The sequence below is a fragment of the Serratia sp. DD3 genome (assembly GCF_000496755.2).
This window is the reverse complement of record NZ_AYKS02000084.1, coordinates 30,795-46,551: the sequence shown is the minus strand read 5'-3', so window position 1 is coordinate 46,551 and position 15,757 is coordinate 30,795. Positions and strand designations below refer to the sequence as shown.

The 15,757-nt window shown below is 50.1% G+C and carries 12 protein-coding genes; 5 read left to right on the top strand and 7 right to left on the bottom strand.

Annotation, left to right across the window (positions count from 1 at the left end; all coding sequences use genetic code 11):
- Positions 1-257 precede the first annotated feature (257 nt).
- The 3 genes from hcr to IO95_RS16235 form a co-directional block, all read right to left on the bottom strand.
- Positions 258-1,262 (bottom strand): NADH oxidoreductase, encoded by a 1,005-nt coding sequence (gene hcr / locus IO95_RS16245; protein ID WP_023491950.1) that lies wholly within the window; start codon positions 1,260-1,262, stop codon positions 258-260.
- Between the two features lie 54 nt (positions 1,263-1,316).
- Complete coding sequence (gene hcp / locus IO95_RS16240; RefSeq protein WP_023491949.1) at positions 1,317-2,966, bottom strand: hydroxylamine reductase; 1,650 nt, start codon at positions 2,964-2,966, stop codon at positions 1,317-1,319.
- A 171-nt stretch (positions 2,967-3,137) separates the two neighbouring features.
- Positions 3,138-4,034 (bottom strand): lysine exporter LysO family protein, encoded by an 897-nt coding sequence (locus IO95_RS16235; protein WP_023491948.1) that lies wholly within the window; start codon positions 4,032-4,034, stop codon positions 3,138-3,140.
- A 195-nt stretch (positions 4,035-4,229) separates the two neighbouring features.
- On the opposite strand from IO95_RS16235, the gene IO95_RS16230 reads away from it, so the two are divergent.
- The gene (locus tag IO95_RS16230) at positions 4,230-5,888 is read left to right on the top strand and encodes an ATP-dependent endonuclease (protein ID WP_023491947.1); all 1,659 of its coding nucleotides are present in this window, start codon (positions 4,230-4,232) and stop codon (positions 5,886-5,888) included.
- A gap of 99 nt (positions 5,889-5,987) precedes the next feature.
- Here IO95_RS16230 and IO95_RS16225 read toward each other — a convergent pair whose 3' ends face one another.
- Both IO95_RS16225 and IO95_RS16220 read right to left on the bottom strand, forming a co-directional pair.
- Positions 5,988-6,767, bottom strand: a complete 780-nt coding sequence (locus IO95_RS16225; RefSeq protein WP_023491946.1) for a creatininase family protein — start codon at positions 6,765-6,767, stop codon at positions 5,988-5,990.
- A 16-nt stretch (positions 6,768-6,783) separates the two neighbouring features.
- Entirely contained in the window at positions 6,784-8,175 is a 1,392-nt protein-coding gene (locus IO95_RS16220; RefSeq protein WP_023491945.1) for a cytosine permease, read from the bottom strand.
- Between the two features lie 651 nt (positions 8,176-8,826).
- On the opposite strand from IO95_RS16220, the gene macA reads away from it, so the two are divergent.
- Positions 8,827-9,942, top strand: a complete 1,116-nt coding sequence (gene macA, locus IO95_RS16215; RefSeq protein WP_051791275.1) for a macrolide transporter subunit MacA — start codon at positions 8,827-8,829, stop codon at positions 9,940-9,942.
- Positions 9,942-11,888: a macrolide ABC transporter ATP-binding protein/permease MacB gene (macB, locus tag IO95_RS16210; RefSeq protein ID WP_023491940.1), complete on the top strand. Its 1,947-nt coding sequence runs from the start codon at positions 9,942-9,944 to the stop codon at positions 11,886-11,888. The genes macA and macB overlap by 1 nt, the downstream gene beginning before the upstream one ends.
- A gap of 105 nt (positions 11,889-11,993) precedes the next feature.
- Here the strand turns inward: macB and cspD are convergent, their stop codons facing one another.
- Entirely contained in the window at positions 11,994-12,215 is a 222-nt protein-coding gene (gene cspD / locus IO95_RS16205) for a cold shock-like protein CspD (protein ID WP_023491938.1), read from the bottom strand.
- Between the two features lie 412 nt (positions 12,216-12,627).
- On the opposite strand from cspD, the gene clpS reads away from it, so the two are divergent.
- Positions 12,628-12,948: an ATP-dependent Clp protease adapter ClpS gene (gene clpS / locus IO95_RS16195; protein ID WP_023491937.1), complete on the top strand. Its 321-nt coding sequence runs from the start codon at positions 12,628-12,630 to the stop codon at positions 12,946-12,948.
- A gap of 26 nt (positions 12,949-12,974) precedes the next feature.
- Positions 12,975-15,257 carry an ATP-dependent Clp protease ATP-binding subunit ClpA gene (gene clpA, locus IO95_RS16190; RefSeq protein ID WP_023491935.1) on the top strand — a complete coding sequence of 761 codons (2,283 nt, stop codon included), beginning with the start codon at positions 12,975-12,977 and terminating at the stop codon, positions 15,255-15,257.
- Between the two features lie 212 nt (positions 15,258-15,469).
- Here the strand turns inward: clpA and infA are convergent, their stop codons facing one another.
- The gene (infA, locus tag IO95_RS16185) at positions 15,470-15,688 is read right to left on the bottom strand and encodes a translation initiation factor IF-1 (RefSeq protein WP_002211347.1); all 219 of its coding nucleotides are present in this window, start codon (positions 15,686-15,688) and stop codon (positions 15,470-15,472) included.
- Between the last annotated feature and the right edge of the window lie 69 nt (positions 15,689-15,757).

Sequence of the window (15,757 nt, the reverse complement as noted above, 5' to 3'; positions counted from 1 at the left end):
GGGTGGGAAAAGCAGAAAATAAAATGGTTTTTTCTTGTTTGGCGTGAAGAAAATGTCGGCAAGCACGCCAGTAGTCCGTTTGATTCAACCTGTTGTCTAGCCGTCATTAATCAGGCTACTGCGGCCCTGATGCGCTAAGCCTCAGTGATGAGCAGAGTAACCGCCGTCAACACCCAGGCAGCTTGAAGTATAACGAGTATAAAGGGTGTGGTTGCATCCTGATCCTGCTTATCAAATCGCCTGACGACGGATACACACTAGGCCAGAGTGGTATCACTCTCCAATAGGCAACTGCAGGCTAACACATAACCTGCTTCGATCTCTTTGGGCATTAGCGTGACCGTACTGGTGGTGCTGTATTTACCGTTGAGAATGCGGATTTTGCAAGCACCGCATACCCCAGCGCGGCAGGCTGCATTGACCGGTAGTTGGTGCATCTCCAAGGCGGCCAACAGGGTGCTGCCAACGGGAATACGGAATTCACCTAGTGGCTGGTTGATACGCAGTATCAATTGATCAGCCAGTGGGTCAGTGTGTGCTGATGGAGTATGGAACAGCTCCTGGTGAAATTGAGCCGGCGGAACCCCCAGTTGCTGACACAGTTGCGCCACTTGTTGCATGTAAGGCTCGGGGCCACAGGTCATCACGGTACGTGAAGTAATATCCGGTGCCACTTGTCGCAGCACCTGCTCATTGATGCGACCGGTGAGAAAACCCGGAGTTGCCCCTTGCTCAGCCATCAGTGTCAACTGCAATTGTGGGTGTTGAGCCGCTAATTTCTGCCACTCATCGGCAAAAATGACCTCAGATGGGCTCCGAACATTAAAGATCACGCGGATATCGCATTGCGCGTGGTTGCTGACTAACCAGCGGCACATAGAGATTATTGGTGTAACGCCACAACCAGCAGCGAGCATCAGGTAATGGTCACTGGGATACAGCGCACAACTGAAGTCCCCTTGAGCATCTGATAGCCAGAGCTGATCACCCGGTTTGACCTCCTGAGTCAGCCAGCGGGAAGCGGTACCGTCTGGCAGGCAGCGGACACTGATACTGATAAAACGGCTTAAACCAGGGGAGGAAGAGAGCGTATAGGCGCGCAATATTTCTTCACTATTACGGATACTGACTAAGGCATACTGGCCGGGAAGATAGGAATAAACGCCGGGAGTGATCAGATTCAGTGTCCAAACGTCAGCAGTTTCCTGTTGCAGGGAGTGTACTTGCATCTGATTAGGGCAAAATGGGCTGGGTTGGGTCACTTCAATCACCTTAAAAATAGAGGGGCTGCAACTGGCAGCCCCGGGGAAGCAGCATTAGCCGAGAATACCTTGCAAATCTTGTTCAACGCTGGTGATTGGGCGCATGGCGAATTTATCGTTGAGGATCGCCAACAGGTTATCGGTCAGGAACGCCGGGGCGGTGGGGCCGGTCAGGATATTTTTAACCCCCAGTGACAGTAGCGTCAGCAGGATAACAATCGCCTTTTGCTCAAACCAGGAGAGCACCAGACTGAGTGGCAGATCATTGACGCTGCAACCGAGTTTTTCTGACAGCTTCACCGCCAACATCACCGCTGAATAGGCATCGTTGCACTGGCCCACATCCAGCAGGCGCGGCAAGCCTTCCAACGTACCGAACTCCAGCTTGTTGAAGCGATATTTGCCACAACCCAAGGTCATAATCAGGCAATCTTGCGGAATATTACGGGCAAAATCGGTAAAGTAGCTGCGGTCATCACGGCTACCATCACAGCCGCCAACCAGGAAGACATGGCGCAGTTTTTTCTGTGCCACCAGGTCAATAACGGTATCCGCCGCATTGAGGAGCACCTGACGACCAAAGCCGATGGTGATCTGCTGTTCAATCTCACTGTAGGGAAAACCCGCAAGCTGTTGTGCCTGGCTGATAACGGTACTGAAGTCGTCACCATCCAGGTGATTAACGCCCGGCCAGCCGACCATGCTGCGCGTCCAGATACGATCCGCGTAATTACCGAGATTGGGATCGATAATACAGTTGGAGGTCATGACGATTGGGCCAGGGAATTTGGCGAACTCAACTTGTTGATTCTGCCAACCGCCACCGTAGTTCCCCACCAAATGGGGATATTTACTGAGTTCTGGATAGCTATGGGCGGGCAGCATTTCACCATGGGTGTAGACGTTGATGCCAGAACCTGCGGTTTGTTCCAGTAACAGTTGCAGGTCTTTCAGGTCGTGACCAGAAATCAGAATCGCTTTGCCGGCAACCGGGCGAACATTGACCGAACTGGGTTGTGGATGACCAAACGCCAGGGTTTCCCCCTGATCCAACATCTCCATCACCTTAAAGTTCATTTTGCCGATGCCCATGGCGTTGTTTAGCAAGGTATCAACATCGGTCGGCAGTGCGCCCAGCCAAGCCATGTAAGCATGATAATCGGCATAGATTTGGCTATCCGACTGCCCCAATACATGAGCGTGTTCCATATAAGCGGCGGCGCCTTTCAGCCCATACAGACAAAGCATGCGCAGCCCATGAATATCGTCACCGACGCCAGCTTTATCGCTATTGAGGGCAAACTGTGCCGCCTGCTGTAGCAGAGCGGACATATCGTCTCCCGCTAGTTGCAGTGCTGCCAGCGGGTGATCAACCCGGACACTGGCATCAAGCAGACGACAACGTGCCGCCAGTGATTCGCGCAACGCGACAGCCTCACGAGCGTAGCCGATAATGCGCTGAGAATCGAAGTTGACGTTGGTCAGTGTCGAGAAGAAGGCATGGGGTGAAAAATGGTCGATGTCATGATCGATAATCCCTAACGCCCGCGCTTGTAAAGCCCATGCAGATAGCCCTTGTAACACGGCAACCAACAGATCTTGCAGATCAGAGGTTTCAGCTGTTTTTCCACACACACCTTGAGCGTAAGAACAGCCATTGCCTGCAGATGTCCGGATGGTTTGTTCACATTGCACACAAAACATGATCGCTTCCTTTTTAAAGTTGCATTTTATATACCTGTTTTTGAGCATAGATCGGCAGGCGTGGCTTAAAAAGGTATTTTTAATGCAATATTAACTTAATTTGATTTAGAACAAATTAACCTGAAAACAGGAATCATTCGCTTTTAAGTTAGCCAGCGCTGAACGGCATCATTAAGAGAACAGCGCGATAAGTATCGGGGCTAACAAGCTTAACAGGAACCCGTGTACGATTGCCGGAGGCACCATGTCCAGCCCGGCACTGCGTTGTAGCACCGGTAAGGTGAAGTCCATGGAGGTCGCGCCACATAATCCCAAGGCGGTAGAACCGCTGCGGCGAGCCAGTGTCGGGATCAGCATAATGGCCACCAGTTCCCGCGCCAGATCGTTAAAGAAAGCGGCGCTGCCCATCACCGGGCCGTAGGCATCGCTGATCAAAATACCGGAAAGTGAATACCAGCCAAACCCTGATGCCATTGCTAAACCGGTTTTTAGCGAAAGCCCCAGCAATTGTGCCGCTAACGCGCCACCAGCCAATGAACTGACTACTACCACCACCGCCACCACCAGACCACGACGGTTTAGCACTATCTGGCGCAGGGTCATGCCATTATTGCGTAGTTGGATCCCCACCAGTAATAGCAGGAAAATCAAGGCATACTCACTGCCTTTACCCGCCAGTTGCAGCCAGTGCCACTGGGTTAACCCTAGCGCAAAACCCGCGAGAACCACGCCACCAAGCTTCAGTGATTCCAGTGCCATATGCAGGCGAGAGGGGGGTTTTAACTGTTTGTTGGGGTGCCGCCATGGACGATAGCGTTCCAACACAGAAAGTAACAGGAGATTGGCGCAGCAGATACACAGGAAAAACACCGCAGTGTATTGAAAGATCAAAACCAGATTAATGGCCAGGTTTTCCAGAAACGCCAGGCTGATCCCCATAAAAAACAGAATAACGTACACCATCCACCCGAGCAGACGGTTAATAACCTGAATCAGGGTGTTGCTGCGTAGTGGGACAAGGTAACCGACGATCAGCGGTAATAAAATAATCAGCAGTCCTGAATACATAATTAAATACGAGCCTGGTAATTTTGATAGGAGTTTATCAGAGGCTGGCGGATTATACCCAAGTTCATTCAATTTGCCGCTTATCTGCAACTCGCATAGACTGGGTCATTAAGGTGCAGCAAGATGCAGGTAGGTCACCAACGCGTCAACCTTGGCAGTATTGGCAATAACCATGGTGTGCACAGGAGCCGCTAGATGTTCTTAGAACGAGTTGAAATTGTAGGATTTCGAGGCATAAATCGGCTTTCATTGCAGTTGAATGATAACACGGTATTAATCGGTGAGAATGCCTGGGGTAAGTCCAGCCTGTTGGATGCCATGACCTTTTTACTGGCACCGGAGCAGACGCTTTATCACTTTGAAGCCAGAGATTTTTACTTTCCACCCGGCGATGAAGCGGCAAAAGAGCGTCATTTGCAGGTTATCTTTACCTTTTGTGAAAAAGATATCGGTCATGCCCACCTGCCACGTTATCGCCAACTTGCACCACTCTGGTCGAAAGGGGACGATAACCTCAACCGTATTTACTTCAGTTGTGCCGGCGAGTTGGCGGACGATGGCACGGTGTGTACCTGGCGTCGTTTCCTCGACACCCGTGGCAATGCTTTGCATTTGCATCATATCAACCAGTTGGTTCATGCGCTGATCCGTATTCACCCGGTATTGCGTTTGCGTGATGCCCGCTTTATCCGACGTTTGCGCCCCAGCCCGCTGAATGAACATCTTGCTGCCGATAATAGCGCTTTGATGCAACAACTAGAGCAACTCACGCGGGAACTGGTGCGTAATCCGCAAAAATTGACCAATTCAGAGCTGCGTCAGGGATTGACTGCCATGCAGCAACTACTTGAGCACTATTTTGCTGAACTGGGCTCGCAGGCGGTTGGAACGCATCGCCATCGGCAACGGTCTGAACAGCAAGCCTGGCGCTCGCTGGATAGCATTAACCGCATGATTGGAGAACCCAATAGCCGTAGCATGCGGCTGATCTTGTTAGGGATGTTCTCTACACTGGTGCAAGCCAAAGGTAACTTAAAACTCGATCCGCATACCCGGCCACTGTTATTGGTGGAGGATCCGGAAACGCGTCTGCACCCCATTATGCTGTCAGTGGCCTGGAATCTGCTTAACCTGATGCCATTGCAACGTATTACCACCACCAACTCCAGCGCGCTGGTTTCACTGGTACCGGTAGAAAACATATGCCGGCTGGTGCGTGAATCTGCGCGTGTGGCAACCTACCGCCTTGGGCCACAGGGGTTAAGTGTGGAAGATGGGCGGCGTATTGCCTTCCATATCCGTTTTAATCGCCCGGCGTCGTTGTTTGCCCGTTGCTGGCTGTTGGTAGAGGGGGAAACGGAAGTTTGGTTGCTCAATGAATTGGCACGTCAGTGTGGTTATCACTTTGAAGCTGAAGGCATCAGAGTTATCGAATTCGCCCAATGTGGCTTAAAACCCCTGCTGAAATTTGCCCGGCGCATGGGCATTGAATGGCATGCCTTAGTTGACGGTGATGATGCGGGTAAGAAATATGCCAATACCGTGCGCAGCTTGCTGGATAGCCATGAAGATAGTGAGCGTGACCGTTTGACGCCGCTGCCAGCGCTGGATATGGAGCATTTTATGTATCGTGAGGGGTTCAGTGCCGTTTATCATCGGGTGGCCTCGGTACCGTTAAAAGTTCAGATGCCAGCACGCAAAGTGATCCTCAAAGCAGTGCATCACTCATCAAAACCCGATCTGGCGCTTGAAGTGGCGATGCAGGCGGGGGAGTGGGGTACCAGTTCAATACCGCCGCTGTTGAAAAAGTTGTTTTCCCGTGTCATTTGGTTGGCTAGGGGGCGGGCAGATTAAGTTTTAGTTGGGGGCACGATGCTGCCTTCAGCAAGCTGCTAATCAAACGGCAAGGTGCTAGCACCTTGCCGTTTGCATAACTGATAAACCTACACTTGTTTAGTCACAGCGGCGGTCATAATTCCAGTCAGTTTTCTCCAGTTCCTGGATGTTCTCTACGACGATATCCACCAGTGCCGCCAGCATTTTCTGGCCTTTTTCGATACTGGCAAATGTTGGGTCGCCTGTCGCACCGGTAGCTGAAACTTCAGCGATATCCCAGATTAGCTGGATATGCTTACTGTAGCGCAGCGCATCTTCAGGCATTTGGCGCACTGCTTTAGACAGGTCGCATAACTCAGGGCAAACGGCAGCGGTAATTGATGATTCCCCTTCACCACCATGGCCCAAGCCATCCCAACTGGCGAAAAAGTCTGGCCCCAGACGATCACCAAGGATAGACCACCAAGCCGGTAAAAAGGCAAATACCACCTCTTTATGGCGCGCCTTGACTTTACGCTGGGCAATTTCAAGGGCGGCAATATTGCCATCATGACCATTGAGGACAAAGATATGCTTGATGCCATATTGAATCAGGCTTTCAAACATATCTTCCGCCAGGGCGATAACCGTTTCAAAACGGAGCGTGATGGCCATCGGGTTGGCGTTATAGTGCATGGAGGTTCCATAGGGAACGCCTGGCAACACCAGAGTGCGATCCAGGCGTTGTGCCGCTTGCTTGGCCACTTCGGTTGGCACAAACAGATCGGGGCCGAGGGGCAGATGCCCACCATGGCTTTCACAACTACCGAAAATAGCAATTACACTGTCAATTTGCTTTTGCTGAAATAATGTTTCCAACTCCGCGGTGCTGAACTCATTGAGCATGACTTTTTTCATCTTTTTTCCCTTCTGTTCAATTGGTGGCGCACTGTTTTTTGACCAATACTGCCTGGAGTAGTGTATAGGTGACGATAGTGATCAGTAGCGCCAATAATCCGGTAGGCCAGTTTGCCAAGATATTAAGCAGTGAAAAGGCTAACCCGATGCCCATACCTAAAACCGCACTGATCACCCCAGCCCAGTTAAAGCGAGGCTGCTGGTGCAACTGATCAAGGGCGTAGTTACCGCGACGATGCAGATAGTAATCCGCCAATAATGGACCAGCCAGTGGTGGCGCCATAACGCCCAGATAGTTGATAAACTGGGAGAACAGGATTTGATAAAAGCCCAGAGAACCCAGCAGCGTACCCAGGATCCCGGCGATCAATATCAGTGTTTTCTTATTCACTTTAATCCCGCAAGAATCCAGCACCGGGCCAGTATAAAGTGAATTGCAGTAGAGTTCGGCATCGTTGGTCGTCCACAGGGACAAGGTCCAGGTGAGTACCCCGATACTGGCTAATATCACACTTTTACCCAGCATCCAGGTGACATAGTTAGGCATACCCACGGTGACCGTGCCGATATAACCCACAATGTTCAATAACGGATTGGTGAAGATAAAGCAGGCGGCGGCTCCCCATAACACGGCTCCGACTGATTTATTGAAACGAAACAGATCCACGCCCATCACGGCGCCAGCAATCCAGCTACCAATAACCATGGTAATCGCGGTGGAGAGGGGTAATCCGCTATTTTGATCTGAACGGGTAATAAACTCAGCTAATCCTCCCCCTTCATTCAGCATGGCGATACCGGTGGTCACCGCAATCAACATGATGATCGGTGAAACCGGTATGGCAATGATCTCCAACCCTTTCATGCCATAGAGTGACGTGAGGGTAAACAGCAGGCCGGAAATAAGACAGGCTAAAAAGACTTCTAATGTAATGACACTGCCTTGAAAACCATGAAGTGCGGGATCAAACACAGTGATCCCGGAAGGGTTACCGAGGAAAGAGCCCCAGATATCACCAACCATACCGGTAATGGCGGCAAACCATCCCAAGGTTAATAAACCCATGGCAATCATCGGTAAATTAGCCCCTAACCGACCGTAAGAGTAACGGCTGATCAACGCCAGGCTTAACCCGGTTTTTTGCGCCATAATGCCCAGCAGCGAGGTTAGGACGAATAAAATACTCATCCCAATGGCAATGGCCATTAACGCTTGGGGAAAGGGTAAGCCGGGTTTACCGCCGACACCGGCTAATGCACCACCAATAAATAACCCGGTGGCAACATAACCAAAGCCAACCCAGACCAGCACCTGTTTCCAGGTGGGGCGGCGGGCAGAGAGTGGAATGGGGGAAAACATAAAATCCGCATCTGTCGGCGGAGTGGTGCTTGGTGTGTGTTTGCTCATTCAATAACCTATCTATTATTTTTATGTACCATGTGTAGCTCTCCATACCCGTTACCCCCTGATGGTAACTTGATTTAACTTGGGTATAGCGGCACAAAAGCACGGTAAGTTAAAAAACGCCCTAAAAATGAGTAGATCAAAAGCATTTTCATTACGTTTCGACGGTCCAGAAGCGTTAGCAGCGTAAGGCTAACCAATCCCAGATGAACAAAATTGTCGAGCATACTCACGGCCTGCCAGGTTGCAGAGAACTTGGCGTGATGAGCAGGCCTATGCATGGACTTTGCTCACTGGCCTTCTGACTGCAGACAGGATGGACCGAGGTATGCTTTGCCACTACAGCGTCAAGTTGCAGTAGCAAAATGTAGTATAGGGGATAAGGAGAGCGGCAAAAAAGTCAAAAATTATGTTTTTTCCGTTTTGTTCCCAACAAATCTCTGTTTGCCCAATATATGCTTGTTTGCTGTTTTAATAACCTTAAAGAGAAGTAACATCCCTTTTAAGAGTAAGTTAATGTTCTGTTTTAAACTTTACACATTGGCGGCCTGATAAGCATGGATTAGGCAATTAAAAATCAACAGTGGTAATTTCATCGCGTTACTATATGGTGCATTCAGTCATTGCAGGTCACCGGGATAGGAATGAGTATTGATACAGTTAATTGGGCGTAACAAGTATTGGTGGGGAGTAGGGGCCATTCTGCTGGTGTTGGCCATTTTTGGCTATTGGCGTTTTTCACAGCCTGCGCCAGTGGATTTTAAAACCGTGAAGGTGACGAAGCGCGATTTGCAACAAAGCGTCTTGGCGACAGGTCAGTTGGATGCGATGCGCAAGGTGGATGTCGGGGCACAGGTCAGTGGACAGTTGCAGAGCCTAAAGGTTGAAATTGGCGATAAAGTGAAAAAGGGCCAACTGCTGGCCACCATTGATCCACAGCAAGAGCAAAACAGCATTCGTGAAGGTGAAGCAACGTTGCAGCAGTTGCACGCTCAGTTGCAGCAAATGCACGCAGAACTGCAATTGGCGACACTGACCCTGCAACGTAACCAGCAGTTGGTCAAATCCCAGTCGGTGTCACGCCAGGATCTGGATAAGCTCACCACTGAACTGGCAGTGAAAAAGGCGCAAGTTGCAACCACCCAGGCCCAAATAGCTAAAAATCAAGCCAGTCTGGACACTGCCAGAATTAAGTTAGCCTATACGCGCATTGAGGCGCCGATGGACGGCGATGTGGTACAGATCACCACCTTGCAGGGGCAAACGGTGATTGCCGCACAACAGGCACCCAATATCCTGACGCTGGCAGATATGAGCACCATGTTGGTGAAAGCGCAGGTTTCAGAAGCGGATGTGATTCACCTGAAACCCGGTCTGAAAGCTTGGTTTACCATATTAGGCGACCCCGGCAAACGCTTTGAAGGTGTGTTGAAAGATATTCAACCCACACCCGAGAAAATCAATAATGCCATTTTCTACTATGCGCGTTTTGCAGTGCCTAACCCACAAGGCTTACTTCGTCTGCAAATGACCGCACTGGTTCATATATTACTTGATGAAGTCAGCGATGCCTTGGTGATACCCCTCGCTGCGTTGGGGGAGCAAATTGACGAAAACCGCTATTACGTTTCGATATTGCAGCATAACCAAGAAGTGAAACGGGAAGTGACGATCGGCATACGTAATAATCTGGAGGTGCAGATTCTCAGCGGATTGCAAGCAGGCGAGGAGGTGATTGTCAGCCGTGGCGCTGCGGAGGGCAATAACTGATGGCGGTATTGCTAGAGCTGAGTGATATTCGGCGTAGCTATCTTTCTGCGGGGCAATCGGTAGATGTGCTGAAAGGCATCAGTTTACGCATCGACGCGGGGGAGATGGTGGCCATTATGGGGGCTTCTGGTTCAGGCAAATCAACCCTGATGAACATTCTCGGTTGCCTGGATAAACCTTCTGGTGGCACTTACCGTATTGCCGGGAAGGATGTGGCAACACTGGATAGTAATGCACTCGCGGAATTGCGGCGTGAGCATTTCGGTTTTATTTTTCAGCGTTATCATTTACTGCCCTATCTGAGTGCGGCACAGAACGTTGAAGTACCCGCAGTGTACGCTGGGTTGGGTAAGGCGGCGCGCAGTGCCAGATCCATCGCTTTGTTAACGCGCCTAGGTTTGGCGGAGCGCGTTACTTATCGGCCTAACCAACTTTCCGGTGGGCAGCAGCAGCGTGTCAGTATCGCCCGGGCACTGATGAATGGCGGTCAGGTGATCCTGGCTGATGAACCTACCGGGGCACTGGACAGCCAATCCGGGGAAGAGGTGATGCTGGTGCTCAAGCAACTGCGCGAGCAGGGGTACACGGTGATTATTGTTACGCATGATTTGGCTGTCGCCCAACAAGCTGAAAGAATTATTGAGCTCCGTGATGGAGAAATCATTGCTGATTCTGGTTCGCGGCTTCAAGGCAAGCGGCCAGTTAAAACGCTTGAGTTGACCACCTCCGTTGCTTCTTGGCGGCAGATGGCCGGGCGTTGGCGTGAGGCGCTGGTGATGGCGTGGCGCTCTATGGCGACTAACAAGATGCGTAGCGCATTGACCATGTTAGGGATCATCATCGGTATTGCATCGGTAGCCTCAATCAAGGTGATTGGTGATGCGGCTCAACAGCAGGTGCTGGCAGATATCAAATCTATTGGTACTAATACGGTGGAGCTTTATCCCGGCAAGGATTTTGGTGATGATGACCCTATCTATCGGCAAGCATTGAAATATGACGACCTTGAGGCACTGCGTGAACAGCCTTACGTCCGTGCACTTTCACCCAATATTAGCAGTAGCATGCGCGTGCGTTTTGGCAAGACAGACGTGGCAGCCAATGTTGCTGGCGTCAGTGAGCAGTATTTCCGGGTTTACGGGATGGCTTTTTCTCAAGGCTCAGGTATAGATGCCGTACAAGTGCAATCGCAAGCGCAGGTGGTGGTGATCGACGCCAATACGCAACGCCGCTTGTTTCCCTATCAAGAGAATGTGGTGGGTGAGGTGATTTTGGTGGGTAATATGCCTGCGACGGTGATTGGTGTCGCGCAGGAAAAGCAGTCAATGTTTGGTGGTAGCAGTTCGCTGAGAGTGTGGCTTCCCTATACCACCATGAGCAATCGGATCATGGGCAACAACTATTTTGATTCGATTACGGTGCGTATCCGCGATGGCTATAATAGCCAAGAGGCGGAGCAGCAGCTTACGCGACTGCTGACATTGCGCCATGGCAAGAAAGATTTCTTTACTGATAACATGGACAGCCTGGTACAAGCGGTGGAGAAAACCACCTATACGATGCAATTATTCCTTACCCTGGTGGCGGTGATCTCGCTGGTGGTTGGTGGGATTGGTGTGATGAATATCATGTTGGTTTCGGTAACAGAACGCACCCGTGAAATTGGCATCCGTATGGCGGTAGGGGCGCGTTCTGGTGACATCATGCAGCAGTTTTTAATCGAAGCGGTATTGGTGTGCCTGATAGGGGGTGGAGTGGGGATGTTGTTGTCGTTCTCTATCTGCTTGCTGGCACAAGGGTTGCTACCCGGCTGGCAGTTCAGCTTTTCAATGGCGGCTCTGCTGAGCGCTTTTTTCTGCTCTACAGCGATTGGCGTGATATTCGGTTATTTACCTGCACAGCGAGCAGCCAAACTGAACCCGATTGATGCGCTGGCGCGTGAGTAAACGAGACCTAGGTTCATTAAGTAAAATGCCAGCCGAATGACCGCTGGCATTTGCATTTAGTTTGACAGTTTAGTTTGACAGTGCAGGGTGGGGCTGGTGGCGCAATCAGGCCAATGCCTCGTTTTCCACAGGCATAATAACGCTGGCATGATTCCCTTTCGGCCCTTGATGCACATCGAATCTGACTTGTTGACCTGCTTTCAACGTTCGATAACCATCCATTTTGATCGTTGAATAATGAGCAAAAATATCTTCACCACCGCTTTCAGGGCAGATGAAACCGAACCCTTTGGTGTTGTTGAACCATTTAACCGTACCGGTTTCCATGCTTTTACATCCCTCGCAACATAATTATTTTTCAGATGAGATGAATAACTGATTCAGGTGAGTGTTATTTGGTCAAAAGAGCAGCAACTCACGAATTTACACTCTAGAGCAAATGGTCGTCACGTCAAGATATCGGCTTTGACAGCAGGCAGTGGTTTACTAAAATTTGATCTGGTTAACATTGCCGACATCATTTAGTAACAAATAAGTTGCGAAATAATTCGGTAGGTGATGCAGCAGCTTCAGTATGATGATGATAAAATAGAAGTATCAAGGGATACTACTTTGAACAACCTTAAGATGTCTCCATATAGACTCAAGTTCGTGTCAATTGCTGTCACCAGGCCATGGCGCGAAGCCTCAGGCAGCCAAACGAGGAGGAACGATGGAGCACCAGAGAAGATGATCAGCAATGGGCAATAGTCATGGTGGGCTAGATCTTGAACATTTAGCCGAACAAAAACAGATTGATGCGGTAAAGCCGCCATCAATGTATAAAGTGATACTTAACAACGACGATTACACGCCGATGGAATTTGTGATTGACGTTCTGCGAAAGTTCTTTTCTTATGATACTGAACGTGCAACACAATTGATGCTCACGGTTCACTATCATGGCAAAGCTATCTGTGGTGTTTTTACCGCTGAAGTGGCGGAGACCAAAGTGGCTCAGGTGAACCGTTATGCAAGGGAGAATGAGTTTCCGTTGCTTTGTACGAAAGAAAAAGCCTGAACAGGCGATCTATTGGGGAGGTGCTTATGCTCAATCAAGAACTGGAACTCAGTCTCAACATGGCTTTCGCCAGAGCGCGTGAGCACAGACATGAGTTTATGACCGTGGAGCACCTGTTGCTGGCGTTACTCAGCAACCCTGCCGCGCGAGAAGCCCTTGAGGCTTGTACGGTGGATCTGGCGGCATTACGTCAGGAACTGGAAGCCTTTATTGAACAGACCACGCCAACGTTGCCTGCTAACGAAGAGGAGCGTGATACACAGCCAACACTCAGCTTCCAGCGCGTATTGCAGCGTGCGGTATTCCATGTGCAATCTTCTGGCCGTAGTGAAGTCACTGGCGCTAATGTCCTGGTGGCTATTTTCAGCGAACAGGAATCTCAGGCCGCTTACCTGTTGCGTAAACATGATGTCAGCCGCTTGGATGTGGTGAACTTCATTTCACATGGTATGCGTAAAGATCAGCCCGACCAGGCGCCGAATGAAGAGAATTCGGCCAGTAATGAAGATCAGTCAGGGGGGGAAGACCGTATGGAAAACTTCACCACTAACCTGAATCAACTGGCTCGTGTCGGTGGCATCGACCCACTGATTGGCCGAGACAGTGAGCTGGAGCGGACGATTCAAGTCCTGTGTCGTCGCCGTAAAAACAACCCACTCTTGGTGGGGGAGTCGGGGGTGGGCAAAACCGCGATTGCCGAAGGGTTGGCCTGGCGGATTGTTCAGGGCGATGTGCCAGAGGTGATGGCAGAATGCACACTTTACTCGTTAGATATCGGTTCACTACTGGCGGGTACCAAATACCGTGGCGACTTTGAAAAGCGTTTCAAAGCGCTGCTGAAACAGCTTGAACAGGATAAAAAAAGTATCCTGTTTATTGATGAGATACATACCATCATCGGTGCTGGTGCGGCATCTGGCGGGCAGGTGGATGCCGCCAACCTGATTAAGCCATTACTTTCCAGTGGCAAGATCCGGGTGATTGGCTCCACCACCTATCAGGAGTTCAGCAGTATTTTCGAAAAAGACCGCGCGTTGGCGCGTCGCTTCCAGAAAATAGATATTACTGAGCCGACGCCAGAACAGACAATTCAGATCATCAATGGCCTGAAGAGTAAATATGAAGCGCACCATGATGTGCGTTACACGGCGAAAGCGGTCCGCGCAGCGGTTGAGCTGTCAGTGAAATATATCAATGATCGTCATCTGCCGGATAAAGCGATCGACGTGATTGACGAAGCCGGGGCTCGTAGCCGCTTACTACCGGCCAATAAACGCAAGAAGACCGTTAATGTGTCAGATATCGAGTCTGTGGTTGCGCGCATTGCTCGTATCCCAGAGAAAACAGTTTCAGCCAGTGATCGAGACGTATTGAGAAACTTGAGCGATCGCCTGAAAATGTTGGTATTTGGCCAGGATCCTGCCATTGAAGCGCTGAGCGAAGCCATTAAAATGAGTCGTGCCGGTTTGGGGCAGGATCATAAACCCGTTGGGTCTTTCCTTTTCGCAGGGCCAACCGGCGTCGGGAAAACTGAGGTGACGGTACAACTGGCCAAGGCACTGGATATTGAATTACTGAGGTTTGATATGTCCGAATATATGGAACGTCATACCGTCAGTCGTTTGATCGGTGCGCCTCCGGGTTATGTCGGTTACGACCAAGGGGGGTTGTTGACGGATGCGGTGATCAAGCATCCCCATGCGGTGGTGTTACTCGATGAAATCGAGAAAGCACACCCGGATGTGTTCAACTTGCTATTGCAGGTGATGGATAACGGCACGCTGACTGACAACAATGGCCGTAAAGCGGATTTCCGTAATATTATTCTGGTGATGACCACTAACGCCGGTGTGCGTGAAACAGAACGTAAATCTATTGGTTTGATCGCCCAGGACAACAGCATTGATGCTATGGAAGAGATCAAGAAAGTGTTTACGCCAGAATTCCGTAACCGTCTGGATAACATTATCTGGTTCAACCATTTGTCTACCGCGGTGATCCAGCAGGTGGTCGACAAGTTTATCGTCGAACTACAAGCGCAATTGGATGCCAAGGGGGTATCGCTGGAAGTGAGTGCCGAAGCCCGTGACTGGCTGTCAGTGAAAGGCTATGATCGTGCGATGGGGGCTCGTCCAATGGCGCGTGTCATGCAGGAAAGCCTGAAGAAACCGTTGGCCAATGAATTGCTGTTTGGTTCCTTGGTTGATGGTGGTTCGGTGAAAGTCGAACTGGATAAAGAGAATAACAAGCTCACTTACGGCTTCCTTAGTGCTCAGAAGCGTAAAGCGGATGAAAGTGCCATGCACTAAGTGATAGGTAGTCATAAAACACAAAAAAGCGATGTTTAGACATCGCTTTTTTTACGTCTGAATTTAATCAGTGCTGGGAATGGAAAAGCCCCCTCTCAGTTTACCCGCACCAAGAGAACTTGATACTGAACCTTGCTGCTTAGGTAAACAGAATTATCGCTAAGAGGGATCACATCCTCGCAATCACCACTGGCAGGTGATGGATGAACCGATTAACGGCTACGGAAGACAATGCGGCCTTTGCTCAGGTCGTACGGGGTCAGCTCTACAGTGACTTTGTCACCCGTCAGGATGCGGATATAGTTTTTACGCATTTTACCGGAGATATGAGCGGTTACCACGTGCCCGTTTTCCAATTCAACGCGGAACATGGTGTTTGGCAGCGTATCAAGAACGGTGCCTTGCATTTCAATATTGTCTTCTTTGGCCATTGAGTCCTCTAGGTGTTACTACCTTAGTTTTTAACCGGCAAGATAATGCCGAAAAACCTACATTATGTA